Origin of the sequence: Actinoplanes sp. NBRC 101535, from assembly GCF_030269225.1 — a bacterium.
GTDB lineage: Bacteria > Actinomycetota > Actinomycetes > Mycobacteriales > Micromonosporaceae > Actinoplanes > Actinoplanes rectilineatus.
In genome coordinates, this window is record NZ_BSSY01000037.1 from 1 (window position 1) to 24,469 (window position 24,469).

Below are 24,469 nucleotides of genomic sequence, written 5' to 3' on the forward strand. Positions count from 1 at the left end.
GCGTGTGAGCTGTTGAGCAGCTCGACGGTGTTACCGCCCTTGGCCACCAGGCCCGAGATGGCCTGACCCATGTTGCCGGTGCCGATGATGCTGATGTGCGCCATGATGCCCTCCGCAATTGGTTGTATCTACAACCTACGCGCAGAAACTTGTAGCAACAAGTACTCTGTGAGGGTGGACACCCGATGGCTCTCCCCGGAACAACTGGCGGCATGGGTACGGCTCACCGCCGTGCTCGAACTTCTCCCGGCAGCCCTGGACAGCCAGCTGCGCCGCGACGCCCAGCTCACCCACTTCGACTACTACGTCCTCGCGATGCTCTCCGAAGCACCCGGGCACACGCTGCGGATGACCGCCCTCGCCGAACGCACCACCGCCTCACTGCCGCGCCTCTCCCACGTCGTGCAGCGCCTGGAGACCCGCGGCCTGCTCGAACGCTTCCCCTGCCCGGATGACCGGCGCGCCACCAACACCCGGCTCACCGACGCCGGCTGGCAGAAGGTGCAGGACAGCGCACCCGGCCACGTCACCACCGTCCGCGACAACGTCATCGACGCCCTCACTTCCGAGCAGGTCACCCAGCTAGCCGAGATCAGCGACGCCGTCCTGCACCGGCTCGATCCAGATGGCGCGAAGGCAGCGCTCTACCAGCGCTACGACCCACCGAAAACCCCCTAGCCTGCGCCGGAAATTCGGTCACGAAATCTTCACAGATCTGTGCCTCCGTCAGCCGCCAGGGCGGTCATTTGGTGGTGATGCCGATCTGCAGGTCGGCTGTCTCCGCAACAGTCAGCGGCACGGTCACCTCAAGGATTCCCATGTCGTGGGTCGCGGTGATCGCGGCCTCGTCGGCGTTGATCGGCAGCCGCACGGAGCGGTGCAGGGCGCCGTACCGGAACTCGGAGCAGCTTGTCGCGTCGGTCCGCTCCCGACGTTCCGCCTTCAGGGCCAGCACCCCGTTCAGGGTGTTCACCTCTACATGCTTCTCCGGGTCGATTCCGGGCCGTTCGGCGCGCGCACGTACTCGCCATCAGAGATCCGGTCTTCGACCCGGATCGCCGGCAGCACGCACGGAAGGTCGACTTCCAGCCAGTCGGTCATGTCACCGAATAGACGTGGCATCAGCGCGGACATCCCGATCCTACTTTCGTCGGTCCTGCTGCCATCGCACCGCGCGTCCGGAGTCCTTGTTCACGGCCGAACGTCGCGTGCCGGACGCCGGTGTTCCGTACGGGACCTGTGGCCCTCACCCGCGGGACCGGCGCCCCTGCCGCAGCACATCGACGCAGATCACCATCAGGGGGACGGCAAGGGAGGAACCATGATCAATCCGGCTATCGTCGTTGCGGTCGACGGCACCGAGCCCAGCCTGGCTGCGGCGCGATGGGCCGCACGGGAGGCCCGCGACAGTGACCGGCCGCTACGCATCCTGTACGTCCTGGACTGGGACTGGGCGCCCGGCCGGTCCGACTACAGCGGCCAGCGGTTCGACGGGCCCACCCACTACAGCCTCGCCGACAAGCGGTTCGACACCGTCCGCCGGATGGCCGACGACATCACCGGCCGGGCCGCCGCCGAGGCGCGGGAGGTCGCACCCGGCATCACGGTCGACACCGATGTGATCATCGGCAACCCGGCCGGCCAACTGGTCGTCTCCTCGGAACAGGCGGATCTCATGGTTCTCGGCAGCCGGGGCCGCGGCGGTTTCGCCAGCCTCGCCCTCGGCTCGGTGAGCCAGCGGGTGGCGGCGCATGCCCACTGCCCGGTCGCCGTGATCCGCGGACGGGCCGACGCGGGTACCGGCCCGGTGGCCGCCGGGATCGACGACGCGGCGTCGTCGGCCCGTGTCCTCGAGGCGGCTTTCACCGCGGCCCGCACCCGTGGGGCGTCGCTGACCGTGATCCGCTCCTATCTGCCGGTGCAGCCGTTGTACTACGACCGGTACCCGCCGGCCGACGTCACCGCGGCCGAGCAGGACGACGAGGAACGAGCCCGGCTCGGCGATCAGCTGATGCCATGGCGGGCGAAGTACCCGGACGTCTCGGTGGAGGCGCTGCTGTCCCACGACACCGCGGCGGCGTTGCTCACCGGGGCGTCGCACACCGCCCAGCTGGTGATCGTCGGCAGCCACGGCCATGGGGTGCTCGCCGGCACGGTGATCGGATCCACCGGCCTGCAACTGCTGCACCATGCCGACTGCCCGGTCCTGATCGTGCGCCCGTACAGCAAACGGGACGTCCACCGATGACCGCGCCCGGGCCGGGGCCGGTCGACGCGCTGACCGCCGACCGCGACCACGGCCGGTGCCGGGCTGTCACCCGCCCCGGCGAGCACGGCGGCCACCATCAGCAGCACCGCGAGTGGCCGGGTGAACTGAACCCGTAGTTGCCGGGGCCAACGGCGGCGAGCGGTCAGGGCCGATGGTCCCGCACCGGGTCATCGGTGCCGGCACGTGATCACCGCATCATCGCCATCCGAACGGAGAAGAGGCGGACGACTCGGGTGACCGGGCCGTTCCTCTCTGTCTCCGGCACACCACCCGGACGTGCGATGGAGGGAGAGACCCCGTCGCCGGACGACCTCGCCGGCGACACCGGAGAGGAGGTCCGCGCCGTGAACCAGAAGATCATCATCGGATTCGACGGATCGCCGTCCGCCCAGGAGGCCCTGGACTGGGCTCTGGACGAAGCGGTCCGTACCGGCAACGCGGCGGAGCTGATCTACGCCGACGAGGCACCGGTGTGGCAACCCGCCGCCGGCATGGCAGCCACCGTCGCCGTCCGTCCCCCGAGCTACGTCGACGACGTCATCGGCGGCATGATGGACCGTGCCGTGGACGCCGCCCGGCAGTCCCACCCGCTGGCCACGGTCACCGGCACAGTGGTCCGCGCCCGCCCCGCCGCGGCACTGGTCGAGGCCTCGGCCCGGGCCGGGCTGGTCGTGCTCGGCAGCCGCGGGCACAGCGCCGTGACCGGCCTGTTCGGCTCGGTCGCCTCCGCGGTCACCGCCCACGCCCACAGCCCGGTCGTCCTCGTCCGCGGTAAGGCGGACCCGGCCGCACCCGTGGTCGCCGGCATCGACGGCTCCCCCGTCCTCTCCGCGGTCCTCGGCTTCGCCGCGGAACAGGCCGCAGCCCGCAAGGCGCCGCTGTGGGTGATCCGGGCATGGCCACCGATCACCGGGCTGTGGCAGGAGAGCCCGCAGATCGCCGAGAAGGTGACCGCCGTCGAACGCAAGCCCTTCGACGAACGGGTCGACGCGCTGCGCCGGGCCCACCCCGATCTGGACATCACCTCCCGGGCCGTCGTGGAGCACCCGGCCGCCGCGCTGATCCGGGTGGCCGCGACCGCACAACTGGTGGTCGCCGGGTCCCGGGGACGCGGCGCGATCCGCGGAATGCTGCTCGGCTCGGTCAGCCAGCATCTGGCCCGCCAGTGCCCGTGCACCGTCGCGATCGTCCATTCCCTCACCGGAACGGCACCGACCGAGAGGAGACGGTCATGACGGCGAACCGGGTCATCCGGATCCTCGATCCGGCCACCGGCGAGCGGATCACCGTCTGCCATGGCCCCGACGCGGCCGGGGCGTGCCCGCTGGCCGGCCCGGACGGCGTGGTGCCCTGCTCCGGTCTCCTGATCACCCCGGACACGTCCGACACCACGTACTGGCCGTTGCGGATACCGCGGGGATACCGCCACTGCGACGTGCCGTGGAACGAGCGGGTACGCACCTGCGTCCGTAAGGCGGAGGACAACCGCCGCCGCTGGCAGACCGGCCTGAACCGGGAGACCGACCGGGTGCGGGCGCTGGCCGCGGCCCACGACCCACGCTACCGGGCGATGACGCCGGCACAGCTGGACCACACGGCTCTGTGGCGGTGGCGGCTCACCGGTGCCGCCCAGGCACTGCGGCACTCCGAACGGGAGGCCCGCGACCAGGCCGACCGTTTCGTCAGCCTGGTGCGGTTCCGGCACCACCCGAACGGCTGACCGGAACCGCCCGGACACGAGGTGAGCAATGCACACGACGACCACGACCACACTCGACGGCCTGGCCGCCGCCGTCCGTACCCGGCTGGCCGGATCCCCGCGCTGGACACTGCGCACCGATCCGCCCGGCCGGGCGGTCGTGGTGGCCACCGCCGCGCCCGTCGCCGCGACCCTGGTGGCCGCCGCGATCGGTGACGACCCGTACGCGGACACGGTGCTCGGCTACGCGGCCACCCGCGCGCGGGAACGGGGCGCCCCGCTGCGGGCCGTCCACGTGTGGACCGGCCGGGCCGCGACGGTGCGGGCCCGCCCGGACTCCCCGGCGCAGGCCGACCTCCTGCTGTCCGCGGTGGTGTGGCGGGCCCTGCCGCCGGACGAGCGCGAACGGGTGGAACGGGAGATCCTGCACGACCGGATCCCGGTCCGCGCCCTGTTGGCGCTCAGTCGCACCGTCGGGCTGCTGGTCGTGGCGGCCGGCCGGACCGCGGATGCGCTGACCGGGCGTACCGCCTGCCCGCTGGCGATCGTCCCGCCGCCGCCTCGTCGTGTCCGTTTCGGGGACATCGGCCCTGCCCGGCGGGCCGGGACCGGACGACGCTGGAGGTGATGCGGCTGGTCTGCGGGAGGGCAGCACGATGACCGACCTGATGGGCACCACCGGCTCCGCGGTGCGGGGCCTCTCCTCGGCCGAGGCGGCACGCCGGCTGGCGGCGGACGGTCCGAACACGGTGGCCGCTCCCCCGCCACGTGGCGTGCTGCGCCGCATCGGACGGCAGCTCACCGATCCGCTCGTGGCGCTGCTGCTGTGCGCGGCGGTGGTGACGACGGTCCTCGGCGACCTTCCGGACACCGCCATCATCGTGCTGGTGATCGTGGTGAACACGGTCATCGGCGTGGTGCAGGAGATCCGGGCGGACGCGGCCATCGCCGCTCTCGACCGGCTCGCCGCACCGGTGGTCCGGGTGGTCCGCGACGGCGGCGATCAGTTGGTCCCGGCCGCGGATCTGGTCCGTGGTGATCACGTGACTCTGGAGGCCGGCGACGTCGTCCCGGCCGACCTGGAACTGACCGAGGCCCGGCGGGCCGCCTTCGACGAGTCAGCGCTGACCGGCGAGTCGGTCCCGGTGCACCGGGCCGTGGACGAGACCGCCGCCGGCGGCACCGTGCTGGCCGCCGGACGGGCGGCCGGCACGGTGCTGCGGACCGGGGCGGACAGCGCGCTCGGGCGGATCGCCAGCCTGGTGGCCGGTACCCGGCCGAAGCCGACCCCGCTCCAACAGCGGATCACCGTCCTGGGCCGGGTCCTGGGCGGGACCGCCGTGGTGGTGTCCTCGGTGGTGTTCGCCTCCGGGGTGCTCGCCGGGCAGCCGGTCGTCCGGATGGCGATCACCGCGGTCAGCCTGGTGGTGGCGGCGGTACCGGAGAGCCTGCCTGCCGTGGTCACCCTGGCCATGGCCCTCGGCGCCCACCGGATGGCCCGGATCCGGGCGGTGCCGCGCCGGCTGCACGCCGTCGAGACGCTCGGCTCGGTCACCGTGATCGCCTCGGACAAGACGGGAACACTCACCGAGAACCGGATGACCGTGCAGGAGGCGGTGACCGCGGACGGAAACCGGTGGACGGTCGTCGGTACCGGCTACGATCCGGCCGGCCGGGTCACGGCCACCAGCGCGGACGCCGCCCGGGATCGGCTGGCGGACCTCGCCCGGGCGGTGACGTTGTGCAACGACGCGAGCCTGCTGCCGCCGGACGGCGACCGCCCGAGGTGGACGGCCGCCGGCGACCCGATGGAGGCTGCCCTGCTGACCTTCGCCGCCCGGTGCGGCCTGGCCGCCGACGACACCCGGGCCGCCGCGCCCCGCCTCACCGAACACCCCTTCGATCAGGCGCACCGGCACATGACCACGGTGCACCGGTTGCCCGGCGGGGACACCCTGGTGGTCCGTAAGGGAGCACCGGAGACCGTCCTGGATCCGGTGGCCGACGCGGCACTGGTGACGGCCGCGGCCGGCCTGGCCGGCGACGGACTGCGGGTGCTGGCCGTGGCCTCGGCGACCACGGCCGGTCCGGTCGACCCGGCCCGGCCGGAGGTGCCGTTGCGGGCGGTCGGCCTGGTCGGCATCGGTGATCCGCTGCGGCACAACGCCCGGGACACCGCCGAGGCGTTCGAGCGCTGCGGCGTACACCTGCTGGTGATCACCGGTGACCACCCTGCGACCGCGACCGCCATCGGCGCCCGGCTGGGGCTGTTGTCGCCCGGTGACCACGCCGCCCGGGGCGACGCCGGGCCGCTGACCGGCGAGACCATCGCGCGGACCCGCGTGTACGCGCGCACCCGCCCGGATCAGAAACTGGACATCATCGCCGCTCTGCAGGACCGGGGCGAGGTGGTGGCGATGACCGGCGACGGGGTGAACGACGCTCCCGCGTTGCGCCGTGCCGACATCGGTGTGGCGATGGGAGGTGGTACCGAGGTCGCCCGGCAGGCCGCCGACCTGGTGTTGCTCGACGACAATCTGGCCACGGTGGCGACCGCGATCGGCGAGGGCCGGCGGATCTACGACAACATCCGGCGTTTCCTGCTCTACGGGCTCTCCGGTGGTGTCGCCGAACTGATGGTGATGCTGGCCGGGCCGGCGTTCGGCATGCCGCTGGCGCTGCTGCCCGCCCAGCTGCTCTGGATCAACCTGCTCACCCACGGGGTACCCGGAGTGGCCCTGGGCGCGGAACCGGCCGAGGCCGACGTGCTGCGCCGGCCGCCCCGTTCACCGCGCGAGTCGGTGCTCGGCGGCGGACTGCTCCGGTCGGTGCTGGCCGGTTCGGCACTCCTCGCCGCGGTGACACTGGGCGGCGGGGTCGTCGCCTACCGGCAGGGACTGGCCTGGCAGTCGGTGATGTTCCTGATCCTGGGGCTGGCGCAGCTCGGGGTGGCCCTGGCGGTACGGGCGAAGTCCTCGCCCGGGACGGCACCGGGATTCGCACTGCCGGCCGCGGTGCTGGTGTGCGCGGCACTGCAGATCGCCGGGGTGCTGGTGCCGCCGTTGCGCGGTCTGCTCGGCACGGCATCGCTGCCGCTCGCGGCGATCGTGGCCTGCTTCGCGGTCGCCCCGCTGCCCGGCCTGATCCTGCGGGCGGCCCGGCACCGGCTCTGACGCCGGTGCCGGCGATGCTCAACGGGTGGGTGTCCCGGCGTCCCGGTCGGCGAGGGTGCGGACGGCGGCCCGGTAGTCGTCGCGGCTGGTCTCACCCCGGCGCAACCGGTCGAGCAGGACGGTCTCCGGATCGGGTGCGGGCGGCAGCCCGTACAGGGACGCCGTGCAGGGATCGGGGGTGTCCGGCCGGGCCGGCGCCCGGTCGACCAGCATCAGGACCAGGAGGCCGACGAGTTTCATGGCGAGCAGGACGAGAATCATGACGAGCAGTGTGTCCATGACCGTCTCCCTTGCGGCCCGGGGCTCAGCCCACCAGGAACACCGGGCAGTACGCCCGTTCCTGCAGCATCCGGACCGCGGGACTCAACACCGATCCGACACCATGCCGGCCGATGACCACAGCCGCGGCCCGCCCGGACTCCTCGACCAGAACGGCCGCCGGATCACCGGAGAGGACCCGGTGATGCACGGGCACACCGCCGCGCTCCTCCCCCCGGCCGACCAGGCCCGCCCGGTCACCGACCACATGCAACACGGTGACATCACAAACCCGGCTCCCCGCCTCGGCGAGAGCGAACCCGACCGCCACCCGAGAAGACTCACTACTGTCCACCGCCACCACCAACGGACGCCTACCGAACTCCGCACCCACCGGCCAACCAGGCATCCGGACCACCAGAACCGGCCCCGGATGCTCACGACCGACCCGGTCCGCGACACTGCGTCCCAACGCCGTCGAAGTGGCGCCGTGCCGATGACCGACCACCAACAGAGCGGCACCACGCGCCTCCTCCAACAGGGTCTGCGCCGGAACCGCACCCACCGCCAGCCGGGCACTCACCACCACCCCAGGAGCACTCGCATGCACCCGATCGGTGAGCCGCCGCAGCAGAGCCGGACCGGCATCACCGCCGGAACCACGCCGGACAGCAACCACACGAAGCCCCCAACCATGCACAGCAGCCTCGACCGCAGCATGATCGACAGCGACACAACTGATCGGACTGTCATCGACCCCGACCACCACCAGCCCACTCGCCGTCCGCAACGACGACGGTGACATCACCGGGAACCCCACCGCCCCGGCATACGGATCGCGGTAACCGGAGACACCCAGATAACGATTGATCGCCTCGCCGAACCGGCTGGTGTGCCCCGGAACACCGACATACCGGCGTGCCTCACTCTCCGCCCGGGACCTACTGAAATCGTTCATGGCGGCCACTCCCGACGATAGGGCTCTCCCCCCATGCCAACACCGGGCCGCTCCCGGTGACAGGGCCGTTGGACCCGGGCAGGGAGACGGCGAGGCCCGGCTGGTCGCGGCGGCCCGGCGGCAGCGGTGGCTGGAGGCGACCGCGGAGGTCACCGGTGTGCTGCCCGGCACGGCACGGCGGGCGCGGGGCCACGGCGGCGACTTCATGATCCGCCCGCCGAGGGTGCCGGCACGGAATCGGTCTGGTCGGTTCCGGTGCCGACCGGCCGGGAGCCGCGGGTCTTCGGCCCCTACCCCCACCCATCGAAGTTGACCAAATTGAGAGGAGGAACGACAAGGGAGGGCTCATGCGTACTCCGACCATCGTCGTCGCCGCCGACGGCACCGAGCCCGGCCGTGCGGCCGTCCTCTGGGCCGCCGCCGAGGCACACCGCACCAACCTGCCCCTGACCGTCGTCCACGTGCTCGACTGGGACTGGTCCACCTCCCGGTACGACTTCGGCGGCAACCGGTTCGAGACGGCCCGCCGCCTCGCCGAGGGCGTCGCCGCCGCCGCGGCGCGGGAGGCCCGCGAGGCGGTCCCGGACATCACCGTGGACACCGATGTCCTCGTCGGCAATGCCGCCGCCCAGATCATCATCGCCTCGGAACACGCCGAACTGCTGGTCCTCGGCCACCGCGGCGCGGGCGGCTTCGCCGGGCTACGACTCGGCTCGGTCAGCCAGCGAGTGGCCGTCCACGCCCACTCCCCGGTCGTCGTGGTCCGCGGCCGCACCGGCGAACCGACCGGCCCGATCGTGGTGGGCGTGGACGACTCCCCCCACGCCGACCACGTGCTGGAGACGGCCTTCGCCGTCGCCCACCAGCACGGCACCGGCCTGGTGGCGATCCGCTCGTACCTGCCCGTCCGCCTCGGTCATCCGTCCACCGCGGACGTCCGCGCCCCGGACCAGGACGAGGCCGAACGCGCCGAGGTGATCGAGCAACTCGCACCGTGGCGCACGAAGTACACCGACGTCCCGGTCGAGGTCCTCATCTCGCACGACAGCGCCGCAGCCGTCCTCACCGGCGTCTCGCACGGTGCCCAGCTGGTGATCGTCGGCAGCCGCGGCCACGGCGTGATCACCGGAACGCTGCTCGGCTCCACCGGGCTGCAACTGCTGCACCACGCCGACTGCCCGATCCTGATCGTGCGGCCCCGCACCAAGCGTGACCGGTGGTGACGACCGGTGGCGGGTCCGACGCGCTGACCGCCGACGGTGGCGTCGTCACGATCCGGCCCGTCGTTCCCGCCGACCGGCCGGGTCTGGCCGCTCTGCACGGACAGGCGTCCGCGGCGAACCTGCGCCTGCGGTTCTTCACCCAGCCCAGCGCCGCCACCCTGGCCGCCGAGGTGGACCGGCTGTGCCGTCCCGAATCCGAGCAGCACCTGTGCCTGCTCGCCGTCGAGAACGGTGAACCCGTCGGAGTGGCCAGCGCCGAACGGATCGGGACCCGGCCGCGCGCCGAGTTCGCCGTCCTGATCGCCGACCGGCATCATCACCGCGGCATCGGCACCCTGCTGCTGGAGCATCTCGCGGCACGCGCCCGCCACTACGGCATCACCGAACTCGTCGGTGAGGTGCTGGCCGGCAACACCGGCATGCTGCGGGTGGCGCACGACCTCGACCCGCAGACCCGGACCCGGACACGTCAGGGCGTAGTCGACGTGACGCTCCAGGTCGGCGACGACGGACCGGCACAGACCTCGATGGAGCTGCGCGACCGTACGGCCGAGCGGGCCTCGCTGCGGGCGCTGCTGACCCCGTCGTCGATCGCGGTGACCGGCGCCGGTCACCGGCCCGGCGACATCGGCCGGGAGACGGTCAAGTCGTTGCTCGATCACGGGTTCACCGGACCGGTGTACGCGGTGAACCGCACCGGCGAACCGGTCGGGCGGGTACCCGGCCGGCGGCACCTGCGGGATCTTCCCGGCCCGGTGGATCTGCTGGTCGTGGCGGTGCCGCCCGGCGAGGTTCCCACGGCGCTGGCCGACGGCGCGGGATCAGGTGCCCGGGCCGCGGTGATCCTCACCCCGGGCCTCGACGGGCCTGGCCCGGCCGCGCACCGGCGCCGCACCGCCCTGGTCCGGCTGGCCCGCTCACACGGGATCCGCCTCGTCGGTCCGGGGTCGATCGGCGTCTACAACAGCGACCCGGCCACCCGGCTGGCCGCCGGGTTCGCCCCGGTGACCCCGCCACGCGGCGATCTGGGCGTCGCCACCCGATCCGGCGCGGTCGCGATCGCGGTGCTGGAACACGCGCGGCGCACCGGAACCGGGCTGTCCACGCTGGTCACGCTCGGTAATGCGCTCGACGTCAATGAACACGACCTGGTCGCGTACTGGCACGAAGACCCGGCCACCCGGGTGGTGGCGCTGCAGGCGGCGCCGTCCGGTAACCCGCGCGCCCTCGTCCGGGCCGTCCGGGCGCTCGCCCTGCGGAAACCGGTGCTGATGCTGCCCGCGGGGCCGGTGCCCGCGCCGGACGTCGCGGAGGCGCTGTCCGCCCGTACCGGCATGATCATCGTCTCGAGCCTGGGAGAACTGCTCGACACCGCTCGTCTGCTGGCCGGGCAGCCACCGCCCGCGGGGCCCCGGCTCGCCCTGGCCGGCAACGACCGGGGAATGACCGAGCTCGCCGCCCGGACCGCCACCCGCCTCGGCCTGCGGCTGGATGCCGTCCCCGGCACCACCCGCAGCCCGCGGCCGGACGGGCCGGGCGGCGCCGGCCTCCTGGCCCACGCCGGCGAGATCGCGGCGGCGGCCGAGGATGCGGCCTCCACCGGCGCCGACATGCTGCTGGTCCTCGTCGCCGGCACCCGGGGCGGCCGGACCGCGGAGACACTGACCGCCCTGGGCTGCCTGGCGGACCGCCGCCCCGGGCTGCCGGTCGCGGTGGCGATGGCCGGCGGGGCCGGGCTGCCGAACCGGATCGGCCGCCGCCGGATACCGGTCTTCGAGACGCCGGAGCAGGCGGTCCGCGCACTGGCACACGCCGCCGGCTACGCCGCGTGGCGGCGCGAACCGGTCGAGGCCACCCGGAGCACCCCGGCCGGCATCGACCGGGAGATGGCCCATGCCGTCATCGGCAAGGCTCTCGCCGACCGGACCGGGCCGCAGCCGGACGAGACGACCGCGCGGCTGCTCCGGGCGTACGCGATCCCGTTCCGCCCCGGTGACCCGTCCGGCGCGGCCGGTACCCGCGCGCCCCTGAACCATGGCACCGGCACCCTGACCGCCGGGATCACCCACGACCCGGTCGCCGGGCCCCTGGTGACCCTCGGCCACGGCGGTTCCCGGGTGCCACGGCTCGCGCCCCTGACCGACCGGGACACCGCCCGGATGCGCCAGGCGGTTCCGGCCGGCACCGCGGCCCCCGCCGCACTGGACGACCTGCTGCTGCGTCTGGGCCGACTCGCCGAGGAACACCCCGAGGTCACCGCCCTGGATCTCGGCCCGGTGACGACCGGGCCGGACGGGCTGCTCGTGACCGGCGCCGCCCTGCACCTGGCGCCGCCCGGCGCCGAGGGTGACCCGCTGCTACGGCATCTGCCGGACCCCGGCTGACCGGTCGGAGGCACCACACACCCAGGGAGAGGGACATGAGACGCTGCCCCGCCACATCGCCGGCGGTGACACCGTGAGCCGGCGGCCGGTCGTCCCGGCGTACTTCCACCCGTTGACCCGCCCGGCGGACTGGGACCTGCTCACCACGGCCGGGAACACTGTGCGCGCGGTGATCCTCAACGTCGCGGACGGGCCGGGCCCGGACGCCGAACCGGCACTGCGCGCCGCCGCCGCACGACTCGACGTCCCGGTCCTCGGGTACGTCGACACCGCCCACGGCTACCGGCGCGCCGCGGCCGTGCACCGCGACGTCACACGGTACCGGGACTGGTACGCGGTCGACGGCATCTTCTTCGACCAGGTCGCCGGCGGGCCGGGCAACCTGGCCTACTACGCCCATCTCGCCTCGGAGACCCGGCATCACGGCTGCACCACGGTGATGTTCCAGCACGGCCACTATCCCGATCCGCGCTACGCCCAGCTGGCCGATCTGCTCGGAGTGTTCGAAGGCCCGGCCAGCAGCTACCTGCACCTGCGGCCGCCGCCCTGGGCCCGGTCCGCGACCGGCGTGACCTTCTGTCACCTGGTGTACGAGACGCCGCAGCGGCAGGTCCCGGTGGTATTGGCGCACGCGGAGGCCTGCGGGGCCGGCAGCGTCTATGTGACCGCGCGGGGCGGCCCTCGCCCCTGGGACCGTCTCTCCGGGTACCTGCACGGCCGGTCTCCGGTGTCGACGTGACCGGCCGGCGGCTCAGGCCGGCGGATCACTGCGGCGCACCGGGCTGCGGCCCGGCGGCTGCACCGGTTCGGCGGTGAATGCGGCCGGCTCCGGGATCGGCAGGGTCACCGGGCCGGCCGTGGTGAGCGACAGCGGCTCGCCGTGGTGCCACAGCTCCATGCCCACGCCGGCGTGGCTGTTGCGCAGGGAATACACCGCTTCCCGGGGACGGATCGTCACTTGCAGCCGCATCCCCCGCCAGAGCAGGGAGAACCTGACCTGGTCGAGGCGCGCGGGCAGCCGGGGCGCGAACGACAGCGTCCCGGCATGGTCGCGCATCCCGCCCAAACCGGCGACGATGGACAGCCATCCGCCGGCCAGCGCGGCGATGTGCATGCCGTCGCGGGTGTTGCGGTGCAGGTCGTACATGTCCATCAGCACGGCTTCACCGATGTAGTCGTAGGCGAGATCCAGGTGCCCGACCTCCGCGGCGAGCACGGCCTGGGTACCGGCGGAGAGCGAGGAGTCGCGGACGGTGCGCTGCTCGTAGTAGGCGAAGTTGCGGGCCTTGTCCCGCGGGCTGAAAGCGTCGCCGCACCAGTGCATGGCCAGCACCAGATCGGCCTGTTTGACCACCTGGGTGCGGTAGAGGTTCATGTACGCGAAGTGCAGCATCAGTGGATAGTCCGCCTCCGTGGTGGCCGCGAAGTCCCACTCCTTCAGCATGGTGAACCCCCGTGACTGGGGGTGTACGCCGAGCTGGTCGTCGTAGGGGATGCTCATCGCCCGCGCCGCCGCCCGCCAGACCCCGGCCTCCCCGGGATCGACACCGAGCGCCTTGGCCAGTGCCGGGTGACGGGCCACCGCGTCGGCGGCCGCGTTCAGGTTCCGCCGGGCCATGAGGTTGGTGTAGACGTTGTCGTCGGCGACCGCCGTGTACTCGTCCGGGCCGGTGACGCCGTCGAGGTGGAAGTTGCCGTGCCGGTCGTGGTGGCCGAACGACGCCCACAACCGGGCCGTCTCCACCAGCAGCTCGACGCCGGCCTCCCGCTCGAACGTCTCGTCGCCGGTGGCGGCGGTGTAGCGGATCACCCCGTCGGCGATGTCCGCCGCGATGTGCACGGCCGCGGTGCCGGCCGGCCAGTATCCGGAGCATTCGTGGCCACGGATGGTACGCCAGGGGAAGGCAGCCCCGGCCCAGCCGAGCGTGGCGGCACGCTCCCGCGCCAGGTTCAGGGTGGCGTGCCGCCAGCGCAGGGCCTGCGCCGCCGCGTCCGGTTGGATGAAGGTCAGCACCGGCAGCACGAAACGTTCGGTGTCCCAGAAGACGTGGCCGTCGTACCCGGGACCGGTCAGGCCTTTGGCGGCGATCGGCCGGCGCTCGGCCCGCGCGCCCGCCTGCAACACGTGGAACATGCCGAACCGGACCGCCTGCTGTACCTCGTCGTCGCCGTCGATCTCGACGTCGGCGCCGTCCCAGAAGCTGTCCAGATAGGCCCGCTGGGCGGCGGCCAGGCCCGCCCAGCCCTCGACACGCGCACCCTGCGCCGCAGCGGTCGCCTGGTCGCGCAGGGCGGGCCGCGACCGGCGGCTGGACCAGGCGTACGCCACCACCTTGACCAGGCGCAGCCGCTCGCCCGGGGCCAGCCTGCAGACGACGGTGATCCGGGCCAGGTCCGGCTCCGCCATGGCGGTGCAGCGCAGACCGGCCGGGCCCTCCACGATGTGGTCCATAGCCGTGGCCAGGCGCAGGCCGCTCTCCCGGGTGACGTGGGCCAGCATCGCGCCGGTGCCGGACGCGGCACATTCCTCGGCGACCAGTGGCGCGCTCAGCACCGCCGACACGCGCGGGTCCTTGAGCGGGCCGGGCAGTGATTCGTTGGCGACCAGTTCGGACTGGACGATGACCCGCACCGGACGGTCCACCGGGGTCACCTCGTACTCGATCGCGGCGATCGACCGCTGTGCGAACGAGACCAGGCGAGTGGAGCGGACCCGTACCGCCCGGCCACCACCGGACTCCCACTCCACCGCACGGCCCAGCACACCGCCGCGCAGGTCCAGGACCCGCTCATGGTGGCGCAGCCGCCCGTCGCGGACGTCGAACGGCTCATCGTCGACCAGCAACCGGATCACCTTGCCGTCGGTGACGTTGACGACGGTCTGACCCGACTCCGGATATCCGTATCCACCCTCGGCGTAAGGCAGCGGACGCAACTCGTAGAACGAGTTGAGATAGGTGCCCGGCAGACCGTGCGGATCCCCCTCGTCGAGATTGCCACGCAGACCGATATGCCCATTGGACAAAGCGAACATCGACTCAGAACGGGCCAGCAGGTCGACGTCGAGGTGCGTCTCGCGAACCTGCCACGGATCGAGGGGGTATGCCGGATGCCGTATCAACGAAGCCTCCGCTCGAACGGGGTCAAGGCAACGGTACGGGCTTCCTCCCCCGGTTCTCGACCGTGGCGTCACCGGACGGGCTCCCCAGCCGGTACACCGGCGAGTCGCGGATCCGGAGGCCGAGCCGCTCGTACATCCGGTGGGCGGCACCCACAACTGCCGGAAGGGCCAGGTCGAGCGGGCGCGTCCCGGCGAGGCGGGCGACCGTACCGCGGCCGGGGTCAGCGCCCGGCCGGCAGCGTGACCCCGTAGCCGCCACCGGCGCGACCTAGGGCCTGAAGGCCCTGGTCGGGGGCCTTTCGGCCCTGTCCGTGCGGGTGCCACCCGCCCTAGCGTGAACGTGGGTGAGTTCTCGCTCGGCTTGTGGAGGTGTACCGCATGACCGTTTCGGAATCGGCCCCGGCCGTCGTCGCCGGAGCGCATGAGTCCCCCGAGCGCCGCAACCCCGCCGGGGCCGCCGCGCATCCGGTCGTCGCCGGGGTGAGCGGGTCTCCGGGAAGCCGGCATGCGGTCGAGGCAGCCGCGATGGAAGCCGCCACGCGCGGCCGGCCGCTACGGCTGGTGCACACGGTCACCTGGCATCCCGGCGCGGCGGATCCGTCCTGGCCGGTCGGTGACCTGTTGCGCGGTGCGCGGGCCCAGGCCGCCAGAGTGGCGCCCGGGCTGCGCATCACCACCGAACGTCTCGAAGGGCAGCCGCTGACCGGTCTGCTGCGCCTGTCCCGCCACGCCATACTCACCGTGATCGGTGACGGTAACCTGAACGAACGCACCTGCCTGCCCCGGGAGGCGACCGCGGTCCAGCTGGCCGCCCGGGCATTCGGCAGCGTGCTGGTGACCCGGGTGGCGGACCCGCCGGACGGGCCGGTGCTGGTCGGCGTGAGCGGCTGTGACGTCACCGTGCCGGTGCTCGCCGTCGCCTTCGACGAGGCTGCACGCCGGCACACCGGCCTTCTGGTGGTGCACGTCGGCGACGACCCGCGCCGGGCGGAGGTCCTCGCCGACACGGTCGCCCTGCACGCGCTGCGGTCCGGCGTGGAGGCCCGGTTCCGGACCCTCACCGGCGACCCGACCACGGTCCTGCGCCGCGAGTCCCGGGAGGCGTCGCTGATCGTGGTCGGCGCCCGCGGCGAGTCGCCCTATCACGGCCTGCTCGGCTCGGTCACGCAGACGGTGCTGCACCACGGCCACGGACCGGTTGTGATCGTCCGCGGCGCCGTCGGCCCGGACGGGCCGGCGGGGTGAGCGACAACCACACGATACGGCGTCTGCTGCCGGCTCCGGCCGGCGGCAGACGGGTGCGGACTGCCCGGGGTCGCCTCAGACCTCGGGCCGTGACCCCGGGACCGGCCGGGGCACATCGGCCCCTCCCGCCCGGCCGGCGTCAGGACGGTGACCCGCTGGGATCGCCCTTCTCCGGCACTGTCATCGGGCGCACCTCGTCGTCGCGGGCCGCGAGCCGTTCCAGAGCGTGCCGGTACTGCCGGCGGGTGATCTCGCCGCGGACCAGTTGACCGGTCAGAGCGCCCTCCAACGTCGTCGGCGCCACGGCGGGAGCCTCGCCCTCCGCCTGCCCGGCCGGGTCGCCCTCGCCGCTCGACGACCGGAACGCGGGCAACACGGCGTACACCGCGAGGATCAGCATCACCAGGATGAACAGGTCGAGCAAGAGCACGATGACCACCTCCTCCGTCCACCGTCAACGGTGGTCCCGGATCCAGATGATCAGCAGGGACGAACTACCCGCGGGTCGCGGGACGTTCGGCCCGCGGTCGGCGGAACGGGTCCAACGGCCCCTGTCCGTCCTCCCACCACCACCTAGCGTCGATGACATGTCACGCCGGGAGGATGACCTGACAGCGGGCCGGTAGCGGTGGGACCGCCGGACCGCCGCGCGGGGCCGTCGCGGCCCGGTCGAGACGATGGCGGTCGTGGCGTACACGGCCCGGGAACTCCCAGCGGTGCACGACGCCGGGATCGTGCACCGCGACGTCGAACCAGCACTCACCCGCATCACCGGAGGAGACCGCCGTGGACGTTCGTCACGATCCGGCCCGCACCGCGTCCGCGCGCGAGCTGTCCGTCACGACCCGTACCGTCCTGCTGCATCACATGCTGGTGCTGCGGCGTCTCGGCACTCTCACCGGCTCACGCCGCCCTCCGGGCACGGAGGGCGTCGTCGCCGGGGTCGGCGCGGCGCTCGCCCCCACCGACGCCCTGCTGGTTGTCGGGAGCGCCCCACCGCCGGCGGCGGACACGGGCGTCCCCGACCGTGTCACGGTACAGCTGGCGCACTTCGCCGGGCACGGTCGCCCGGAGCGGATCTGCGCCCAGTTCTCGCATCCGCACCGCGGCCGGATCCGCCGCACGGTCGCCGCCGCCGGGTGGGACGTCGAGGCCGTGCTGTCCGCCTCGACCGCCGCCGCCCTGGCCGCCCGGACCCGCGAGTCCGCCCAGCTGGTGTCGATGCCGCTGAGTTCAGCGCGGCGTCGCTACGATCCGATCGCCGTGCTGGCCGCCCGGATGCGCCTGGCACGTCAGCTCGACGACAACGCCTACCGCGCGATCGACGCCGACGCCCGCTGCCTGGCCGCCCGGCTCCTGATCACCCCGCCGCAGCCGGGTATGCCGGATACCTCGCTGTACTCGCTCGCCATGACGGTCGGCAGGCTGGCGCCGTGCTTCCTGCCCGCCCGGCCCACCTGGCGCGTCCCGTCCGGGCTGGGGGTCCCGCGCCGGCCCGCCGTCCACTTCGATGTCACCGGTGGCGGCGTGCGTGGACCCGGGACGGTGTGGCCGACCGCACGGTGAGGGTGGGTTCGCCGAGGCCGCGGGCCGGAGGTCCCGGGCGTCGGGGCCGTCCGGCGCTTCCGGCACCGGCCGCGACGGCCTATGCCTGGAGGCATGGCCACCATCGAGGTGCACGATCTGGTACGGGTGTACGGGACGGTCCGGGCAGTGGACGGCCTCAGTCTATCGGTCGGCGACGGTGAGATCTTCGCGCTGCTCGGCCCGAACGGGGCCGGCAAGACGACCACTGTGGAGATCCTCGAAGGCTACCGAACGCGGGACGCGGGCACCGTGCGCGTGCTGGGTTGCGACCCGGCGACCGGCGGGCCGGCGTACCGCTCGAGGATCGGGGTGGTGTTGCAGTCGGCCGGTTTCGAGGAGGACTTCACCGTACGGGAACTAGTCTGTCTCCAGGCCGGGCTGTATCCCCGCGCCCACGACCCGGACGAGTTGATCACGCTCGTCGGGCTGGCCGGCAAGCGGGACACCAGGGTCAAGGGGCTCTCCGGCGGTCAGCGACGGCGGCTGGATCTGGCGCTGGGTCTGGCCGGGGCGCCCGAACTGCTCTTCCTGGACGAGCCGACCACAGGCTTCGACCCGGCCGCCCGGCACCGGGCGTGGGACCTGGTGGCGAACCTACGCACGCTGGGCACCACGATCCTGCTGACCACCCACTATCTGGAGGAGGCACAGCGTCTGGCCGACCGGGTGGCGGTGATGCGCGCCGGGCGCCTGGTGACGATCGGTACGCCGGATCAGTTGCGTGCCGGCAGCGACCTTCCGACCGTCATCACGTTCGAGCTGCCCGGCACCGGCGCGGACCTGCCTCCGCTGAGCGCGACGCCGGCCGTGACCGGCGGCACGACGGTGAGCCTGCTGTCGCGCCATCCGGTCGACGACACCTGGCGGCTGACCGGCTGGGCCCGAGAGCACCACACGGTGTTGCCGGACTTCGCGGTGAGCCCGCCGACGCTGGAGGACGTGTACCTGTCGCTGACCCGGGACACGTCCGGCGAGGAGGAGAGCGATGGCCGTTCATCCTGAGGTCACCGTCCGCGCCCCGGTCCGGCGGCACCGGCCGGCCGCGCTGGCCGCCCTGACCGGGCATGCGCTGCTCGGCACGGTCCGTAACCCGATCGGGCTGTTCTTCACCGTCGCCTTTCCGCTCACGTTCCTGGTGATCCTGGCGTCGATCATCGGCGATCAGCAGACCGGCCAGGGCGTTCCGACAGCGCAGTTCCTGGTCGCGCCGTTCGCGGTGTTCGGCGTCGCACAGGCCGCGTTCGTCCTGCTGGCCGTCGACATGACCGGCCTGCGTGAGAGAGGTGTGCTGCTGCGGATGCGCGCGACGCCGATTCCGGCCTGGACGGTGCCGGCGTCGCGGATCACGGCGGCGGCGGCCACCTCCGTCGTCACGGTCCTCCTGCTGGCCGCGGTCGGGGTGGCCGCCTTCGACGTCCAGATCTTCTGGGGCAAGGTGCCGGCCATGCTGGTGACTCTGCTGCTCGGTACGGCGTGCTGTGCCGCACTCGGGCTGGCGATGGCGTCGCTGGCCCGCAGTGTGGCGGTGGCCCAGTCACTGGGCCAGGGGCTGCTGGTGAGCCTGGCGTACATCTCGGACGTCTTCATCGTCGGTGCCGACCTGCCCCGCTGGATGGACGTGCTGGGTTCGGCCCTGCCGCTCAAGCACTTCGCCCGGGCGATGGCCGCGACGTTCGACCCGGCCACCGGCTCGGCCTTCGCCCCGGCTCACCTCGCCGTCCTGGCGGTCTGGACCGTCGCCGGGATGATCGTCGCGGGTCTGCGTTTCGGGTGGGCGCCGCGCGGGATCGCCACGCTCCGGCCGGCGGCAGCCACGCCGGAGACCGCCACGACGGAACGCCTGTCGCCGCCGGCCGAGCACCGCCGGTCCGCCCTGTCCACGGTCGCCGGGCAGATCGGCTACTCCCTGCTGGGCCTGCGCCGCAACCTGATGTCGGTGTTCTTCTCGCTGGTCTTCCCGGTGCTGCTGCTCGTGCTCTTCCCGGCCGTCTTCGGTGACAGCCGGGTGCACGGGATGTCGCTGGCGCAATACCTGTTCGCCGGCATGATCGCGTACACCGCGGCGCTCAACGGATTCGTCGACGTCTCCGAGGCGGTGGTGGTGGCCCGTTCCACCGGCGTCCTGAAACGGCTGCGTGGCACCCCGCTGTCGCTGCGCTGGTACTTCGCCGGGCGCACCGGCGCGGCCGCACTGGTGTCGCTGACGGTGGCGATCCTGCTCACCGCCACCGGCGTGGTCTTCCTGGACGTCCGGGTGGATGCCGCCCGGTCTCCGGCCCTGCTGGTGGCGGTCGTCGCCGGTTCCCTCTGTTTCACCGCGCTGGGCCTGGCGATCGCCGCGCTGATGCCGTCGGCCCGCTCGATCATCGCGGTCACCCTCGGCACTCTGCTGCCGCTCTGCTTCGCCTCGGAGATCTTCGTGGTCGGCGACCAGCCGCTCCCCGGCTGGCTGGCCACGGTGGCCGGTGTCCTCCCGCTGCGTCACCTGCTGCTGGCGGTGCTCACGGCGACCGATCCGGCGGTGGCCGGCGCCGGGTTCGCCCCTGGCCACCTGGCCGTGCTGGCCGGGTGGACCGTGGCCGGCCTGCTGGTGCTGAGGTCACGCCAGGCGGCCCTGTCCTGACCCGTCGGCGCCCGCCACGGCGCCGCGTCCTCCGTGGGCGTGGGCGGCTGCCCGGCCCCGGCCCGGCCGGTCTCGGCCTGCCTGGTACACCGACGGCGCCGAGGTCTGTCACACCGCCACCTCGGACGGCCTCACGACGATCGTCTCGAATCCGGCGGTCTACGCCGCTGTCCCGCCGGACCCGGACACGACCGTCGCGGTCAAGGAGGTGGACTACGTACGAGCATGGACGCGCGACGCTCCCCGCAAGGAGAACAACGGCCCGTAACTTACGGACCACCGACCGTGTCGACCACGGGCTACCCCGCCGTACGGTACAGCCACAACCATCACCCGCCGGAGGAGGCGGAAAATGAACCACCATCTGATCGTCGTAGGCGTGGACGGCTCGGACAGCGGCCTGCGAGCCCTGGATTGGGCAGCCCGGCACGCCGCCGGGCGAGACACCGCGGTGCAGGCGGTGATGGCCTGGACCTGGGACGGCATCGAGGCCGACGTGCTCACCGTGACCTCCCCGCAGGAGCAGCAACGGCTCGCGGCCGAGATCCTGGACCGCCAGGTCAAGACGGTCGTCGCGGAACACGGATCGCATCTGCCGATCGCGGCGGAGACCATCGAGGGCAGCCCGGCCATCGTACTGACCACCGCCGCGCGCAAGGCCGACCTGCTGGTGCTCGGCAGTCACGGACACGGCCGGTTGCGGCACTCCGTACTCGGCTCGGTCAGCGAGGAGTGCATCCGCAAGGCGACCTGCCCGGTCGTGGTCATCCCGTCCCACGACCGGCGACCGCAACCGGACCGGGAAGCGGTCGTACCCGCCGGTTGACCCCCCGTCGTCATCGGCACTCACCAGAACCGCCGCACCGGATCCCATCCCGATCGCTGTTCACCGGATGGACTCCCGTGCGGCGGGGCGGCTTCCGGCGGGAAGGAGTCGGCCCCGCCGGAAGCCGGCAACGGGGGTTCCGGCCCGCACAACGCGGTTCCGGACCGGATCCGGCAGTCCGCCACTCGCCGGAACTCGACACCGCTCCCCCGTCGCGGCACCGCCGTAGAAGACGGTCAGACGGGAGTCGCGTCGACGTACAGGAAATGTTTGATGCCCAGCCTTCCCCAGACCCGGGATCCGCGACGGCGCCGGCCTTCGCCGAGGGCGTCGCAGCCGGGCCCACGTAGGAGATCGCATCGAGATATCCGCCGACCGCCTCGCTGTACACCCCGCGAGGGTCAACGCTGGTCATGGCTGCCTCCCGCCTGCTCCAGGTGCTGTTTGAGGGCGGCCCAGTTCGCCGCCTCCCGCCGGTTGCCGGCCTGGGCGACCAGCGGCGCCAGCAGACGCTGCGGGCCGGCGAGCCGCACGTCCCAGTCCCAGGCCAGGTGCGTTCCGGTGGAACGCTCCTCGAAGGTCACCGTGCCCACGATCTCGGCGCCGGACATCCGGGTTCGCGTCTCCAGGCGGCGTGGGCGCCGGTAGGAGACGACCGTCGTCTCCATCGGGGTGTCCCGGCCGAGGTAGTGGATGACGGCCACCCACCGGGTGCCGGCACCCACCGGCCCGGGGCTGAGCTTGTCGACCCGGGCCATCCATGGGTTGTAAAGGGGCTCGTTGCGCTCGTCCGCGACGAAGTCGAAGACCTCGCCGACCGGGCGGGCCACCTCGGTCGAACCGTTGATACGCATGACGGCCACACCTCCTGCTCCCACCGTCACGCGCCCCTCCACCGGCGCACAAGGCCGGAAGTCACCCGCCGGCTGCCACGCCGGTCGCGGGGGGGAAAATCGGGACCTGTAGCCCTGAACGGAGCACCCGCGAGCGGCGATGATCGATGCCCGCCCACCGGCGCGGAGGTGGCACCTCGGTGGCGTACGGGAAGCCGCGACGGCCGTCGGCTCGACCATGCGTCTGTCACCGCACGCCGATCCCGTCGGCCGGTGAGCGCAGGGCGGCCCAGTCGGCACGGATGGCGTCCACCAGCACCGGCAGATCCGGGAAGGCGGCCGCGTCGGCGTGGACGGTCAGGGTCAGCCGCCCGGCGTAGGACAGGGCGACGAACGACAGGCCCACGTTGCCGGCCAGGTTGCCGATCGCGGTGATCGCCTGCACCCGGGCGCCGAGCAGCCGGATCGGGGAGGCCGGACCGATCAGGCTGCTCTCGACGACGGTGATCAGGCGTTGGTGGCGGCTCAACGGGCGGGCCAGGCCGAGGCGGCCCAGAACGGTCAGCACGGCGGTGGGCGCGGCAGGCGGCTGGCCGTTCTTCGCCCGGGCGGTCGCCGCGGCCACCTCGTCGAGCCGGGCGCCCGTCTCGGGCACCGCGACCGGCAAGGCGACGATCAAGGCACCGGTCCGGTTCCCGGGCTCTTCGCCGGTACGCAGGGAGACCGCGACCGACGCGCGCACCCGTAGACCGCCGGGATCCTGGTGGCGCGTGCCGAGCAACGCTCGCACCCCGCCCGCGGCGAGAGCGAGCACCAGGTCGTTGACCGTGGCCCCGTGCCGGTGGGCGACCTGCCGGGCCGCGTCCAGATCCAGGTGCACGGTCGCCAGGCGGCGGTGCGAGCCCACCGGACGGTTCAGCCCGGCATCCGGCGTCCGCCGCCCGGACAGCGCGGTGCGAAGCAGCCCCGCATCGGGCAGCCACCGCCCGCGCGGCACGGCTCGCGGCGGTGACACGGTGGGCGTACCCCCGAGAAGGATGTTGATCATGTTGATCGCGGTGAGACCGTCGGCGACGACATGGTGCAGCACGAACAGCACCGCCAGGCGGTCACCGGGCAGACCGCGGATCAGCCACATCCGCCACAGCGGACGGGACCGGTCCATCGGCTGGACGATCAGGCGTGCGACCATGCGCAGCAGGGCCTCCTCGTCGCCGGGTGCCGCAACAGTGCTCTCCCGGACGTGGTCCACGATCAGCAGCCGAGACGCGGGGGTCCAGCGGAGTCGCCCCCGCCGCGCCAGCACCTGACACAGTGCCGGCACGTCCCGGAGCCGCCGGCCGACCTCGGCCCGGATCGCGGCAGTGTCACCCGGCCGGTCGAGGATCGCCAGCGCGGCCACGTTGATCGGCGTCTCCGGTGTCTCGACCATCAGGTTCAGCCGGTCCTCGGCGCTCAGTCGCACGGTGGCCTCCTCTCTCCTCCACGGTGCGGTCCGCCGGTGGAGCACGCCACCGGCACACGGCGGCCGCGGCCGGGTCCAACGGCCCTGCCGGGTGCGGTGGTCCGGCGCGCATGGTGAAGGTGACAGCGGGAGGTGCTCGCGATGACCGTGATCTGGTTGATCGTCTGGCTGGTCCAGGGAACACCGGACGTCGCCTCGTGGGGACCGTGGAACACGTGGGGCGTGGCCCTGTTCGTCTGCCTGGCCCTCGACCTGATCGCAGCGATCGGCCGGAGCGGCGGTAGTCGCCGGCCGGCCCGTGGATGACCGGCAACCCACGTCAGGAGGAGACATGAAGGCGCACATCGGCGACCGGATCGTCGTCGAGGGAACCCGTCTCGGCCAGGAGCGGCGGGTCGGCATCGTCACCACCGTCGAACACGAGGACGGCAGCCCGCCGTACGAGGTGCGCTGGTTGAGCGACGGACGGACCACGCTCTTCTTCCCCGGGCCGGAGACCCACGTCGAGAACCGGCCCGTGGACGGCTGAGACCGCCGCCGGTTCCCCGAGCGCGGTCCGGTCCGGGGCCGTCTGCCCCCGGACCGGACCGTGCCGTCCGGCGTCAGCGGTCGAGCCAGGTCGGCGACGAGACGCAGCGGTGGTCGCCGACCGCGACGGTGATGCGGTCGTCCACTTCGACGACCCCGGCCACCAGAGGTGCCAGGCGCGCCCACCGGTCCGGACGATGCCAGGACCAAAGCCACTGTGCGTCACCGAACCACCGCGAGACGCTGGAGGGTGACGAGAGGCGGTGGACGATGGATC

General features: G+C 72.9%; 25 protein-coding genes. 17 read left to right on the forward strand and 8 right to left on the reverse strand.

Going from position 1 to position 24,469, the window contains the following annotated elements; all coding sequences use genetic code 11:
* Positions 1-174 precede the first annotated feature (174 nt).
* On the forward strand, positions 175-678 hold the full coding sequence (locus tag QSK32_RS44915; protein ID WP_285475501.1) for a MarR family winged helix-turn-helix transcriptional regulator: 504 nt from the start codon (positions 175-177) through the stop codon (positions 676-678).
* Between the two features lie 64 nt (positions 679-742).
* On the opposite strand, the gene QSK32_RS44920 is transcribed toward QSK32_RS44915, so the two are convergent.
* Both QSK32_RS44920 and QSK32_RS44925 read right to left on the reverse strand, forming a co-directional pair.
* Positions 743-973 carry an Hsp20/alpha crystallin family protein gene (locus tag QSK32_RS44920; RefSeq protein ID WP_285475502.1) on the reverse strand — a complete coding sequence of 77 codons (231 nt, stop codon included), beginning with the start codon at positions 971-973 and terminating at the stop codon, positions 743-745.
* 2 nt (positions 974-975) lie between these two features.
* Positions 976-1,101: a hypothetical protein gene (locus QSK32_RS44925; protein ID WP_285475503.1), complete on the reverse strand. Its 126-nt coding sequence runs from the start codon at positions 1,099-1,101 to the stop codon at positions 976-978.
* Between the two features lie 220 nt (positions 1,102-1,321).
* Between QSK32_RS44925 and QSK32_RS44930 the strand changes: the two genes are divergently transcribed.
* From QSK32_RS44930 to QSK32_RS44955, 6 genes are all read left to right on the forward strand, one after another.
* Positions 1,322-2,248, forward strand: a complete 927-nt coding sequence (locus QSK32_RS44930; protein ID WP_285475504.1) for a universal stress protein — start codon at positions 1,322-1,324, stop codon at positions 2,246-2,248.
* Positions 2,245-2,385, forward strand: coding sequence for a hypothetical protein (locus QSK32_RS44935; protein ID WP_285475505.1), 141 nt, complete (start codon positions 2,245-2,247; stop codon positions 2,383-2,385). Before QSK32_RS44930 ends, QSK32_RS44935 begins: the two co-directional genes overlap by 4 nt.
* Before the next feature lie 165 nt (positions 2,386-2,550).
* Positions 2,551-3,504: a universal stress protein gene (locus tag QSK32_RS44940; RefSeq protein WP_285475506.1), complete on the forward strand. Its 954-nt coding sequence runs from the start codon at positions 2,551-2,553 to the stop codon at positions 3,502-3,504.
* Positions 3,501-3,989, forward strand: a complete 489-nt coding sequence (locus QSK32_RS44945; protein ID WP_285475507.1) for a hypothetical protein — start codon at positions 3,501-3,503, stop codon at positions 3,987-3,989. Before QSK32_RS44940 ends, QSK32_RS44945 begins: the two co-directional genes overlap by 4 nt.
* 28 nt (positions 3,990-4,017) lie before the next feature.
* Positions 4,018-4,596, forward strand: coding sequence for a universal stress protein (locus QSK32_RS44950; protein ID WP_285475508.1), 579 nt, complete (start codon positions 4,018-4,020; stop codon positions 4,594-4,596).
* Positions 4,597-4,624: 28 nt separating this feature from the next.
* Positions 4,625-7,141, forward strand: a complete 2,517-nt coding sequence (locus tag QSK32_RS44955; protein WP_285475509.1) for a cation-translocating P-type ATPase — start codon at positions 4,625-4,627, stop codon at positions 7,139-7,141.
* Positions 7,142-7,159: 18 nt separating this feature from the next.
* Here QSK32_RS44955 and QSK32_RS44960 read toward each other — a convergent pair whose 3' ends face one another.
* Positions 7,160-7,420 carry a hypothetical protein gene (locus QSK32_RS44960; protein ID WP_285475510.1) on the reverse strand — a complete coding sequence of 87 codons (261 nt, stop codon included), beginning with the start codon at positions 7,418-7,420 and terminating at the stop codon, positions 7,160-7,162.
* A 25-nt stretch (positions 7,421-7,445) separates the two neighbouring features.
* Positions 7,446-8,357 carry a universal stress protein gene (locus tag QSK32_RS44965; RefSeq protein ID WP_285475511.1) on the reverse strand — a complete coding sequence of 304 codons (912 nt, stop codon included), beginning with the start codon at positions 8,355-8,357 and terminating at the stop codon, positions 7,446-7,448.
* Positions 8,358-8,704: 347 nt separating this feature from the next.
* On the opposite strand from QSK32_RS44965, the gene QSK32_RS44970 reads away from it, so the two are divergent.
* The 3 genes from QSK32_RS44970 to QSK32_RS44980 all read left to right on the forward strand — a co-directional run bounded on the left by QSK32_RS44970 (position 8,705) and on the right by QSK32_RS44980 (position 12,703).
* Positions 8,705-9,580, forward strand: coding sequence for a universal stress protein (locus QSK32_RS44970; protein ID WP_285475512.1), 876 nt, complete (start codon positions 8,705-8,707; stop codon positions 9,578-9,580).
* On the forward strand, positions 9,577-11,964 hold the full coding sequence (locus QSK32_RS44975) for a GNAT family N-acetyltransferase (protein ID WP_285475513.1): 2,388 nt from the start codon (positions 9,577-9,579) through the stop codon (positions 11,962-11,964). The genes QSK32_RS44970 and QSK32_RS44975 overlap by 4 nt, the downstream gene beginning before the upstream one ends.
* A 73-nt stretch (positions 11,965-12,037) precedes the next feature.
* Positions 12,038-12,703, forward strand: coding sequence for a spherulation-specific family 4 protein (locus tag QSK32_RS44980; protein ID WP_285475514.1), 666 nt, complete (start codon positions 12,038-12,040; stop codon positions 12,701-12,703).
* Positions 12,704-12,715: 12 nt separating this feature from the next.
* Here QSK32_RS44980 and QSK32_RS44985 read toward each other — a convergent pair whose 3' ends face one another.
* On the reverse strand, positions 12,716-15,085 hold the full coding sequence (locus QSK32_RS44985; protein ID WP_285475515.1) for a glycoside hydrolase family 65 protein: 2,370 nt from the start codon (positions 15,083-15,085) through the stop codon (positions 12,716-12,718).
* A 378-nt stretch (positions 15,086-15,463) separates the two neighbouring features.
* Here QSK32_RS44985 and QSK32_RS44990 point away from each other — a divergent pair, with 378 nt between their 5' ends.
* Positions 15,464-16,330 carry a universal stress protein gene (locus QSK32_RS44990; RefSeq protein WP_285475516.1) on the forward strand — a complete coding sequence of 289 codons (867 nt, stop codon included), beginning with the start codon at positions 15,464-15,466 and terminating at the stop codon, positions 16,328-16,330.
* Positions 16,331-16,469: 139 nt separating this feature from the next.
* On the opposite strand, the gene QSK32_RS44995 is transcribed toward QSK32_RS44990, so the two are convergent.
* Positions 16,470-16,760, reverse strand: a complete 291-nt coding sequence (locus tag QSK32_RS44995) for a hypothetical protein (protein ID WP_285475517.1) — start codon at positions 16,758-16,760, stop codon at positions 16,470-16,472.
* A 356-nt stretch (positions 16,761-17,116) separates the two neighbouring features.
* Here QSK32_RS44995 and QSK32_RS45000 point away from each other — a divergent pair, with 356 nt between their 5' ends.
* The 4 genes from QSK32_RS45000 (at position 17,117) to QSK32_RS45015 (ending at position 21,366) form a co-directional block, all read left to right on the forward strand.
* Positions 17,117-17,896 (forward strand): hypothetical protein, encoded by a 780-nt coding sequence (locus QSK32_RS45000; RefSeq protein WP_285475518.1) that lies wholly within the window; start codon positions 17,117-17,119, stop codon positions 17,894-17,896.
* Positions 17,897-17,989: 93 nt separating this feature from the next.
* A complete protein-coding gene (locus QSK32_RS45005) occupies positions 17,990-18,919 on the forward strand; it encodes an ABC transporter ATP-binding protein (RefSeq protein WP_285475519.1) in 930 nt (309 codons plus the stop codon).
* Positions 18,903-20,540: an ABC transporter permease gene (locus QSK32_RS45010; protein WP_285475520.1), complete on the forward strand. Its 1,638-nt coding sequence runs from the start codon at positions 18,903-18,905 to the stop codon at positions 20,538-20,540. The genes QSK32_RS45005 and QSK32_RS45010 overlap by 17 nt, the downstream gene beginning before the upstream one ends.
* Positions 20,541-20,892: 352 nt before the next feature.
* Positions 20,893-21,366, forward strand: coding sequence for a universal stress protein (locus QSK32_RS45015; RefSeq protein WP_285475521.1), 474 nt, complete (start codon positions 20,893-20,895; stop codon positions 21,364-21,366).
* A 401-nt stretch (positions 21,367-21,767) separates the two neighbouring features.
* Here QSK32_RS45015 and QSK32_RS45020 read toward each other — a convergent pair whose 3' ends face one another.
* Both QSK32_RS45020 and QSK32_RS45025 read right to left on the reverse strand, forming a co-directional pair.
* Positions 21,768-22,220 carry an SRPBCC family protein gene (locus QSK32_RS45020; RefSeq protein ID WP_285475522.1) on the reverse strand — a complete coding sequence of 151 codons (453 nt, stop codon included), beginning with the start codon at positions 22,218-22,220 and terminating at the stop codon, positions 21,768-21,770.
* Positions 22,221-22,446: 226 nt separating this feature from the next.
* Positions 22,447-23,664, reverse strand: a complete 1,218-nt coding sequence (locus QSK32_RS45025; RefSeq protein ID WP_285475523.1) for a wax ester/triacylglycerol synthase domain-containing protein — start codon at positions 23,662-23,664, stop codon at positions 22,447-22,449.
* 141 nt (positions 23,665-23,805) lie between these two features.
* Between QSK32_RS45025 and QSK32_RS45030 the strand changes: the two genes are divergently transcribed.
* Both QSK32_RS45030 and QSK32_RS45035 read left to right on the forward strand, forming a co-directional pair.
* A complete protein-coding gene (locus QSK32_RS45030) occupies positions 23,806-23,970 on the forward strand; it encodes a hypothetical protein (protein ID WP_285475524.1) in 165 nt (54 codons plus the stop codon).
* Between the two features lie 25 nt (positions 23,971-23,995).
* Positions 23,996-24,193: a DUF1918 domain-containing protein gene (locus QSK32_RS45035; RefSeq protein ID WP_285475525.1), complete on the forward strand. Its 198-nt coding sequence runs from the start codon at positions 23,996-23,998 to the stop codon at positions 24,191-24,193.
* Positions 24,194-24,469 lie beyond the last annotated feature (276 nt).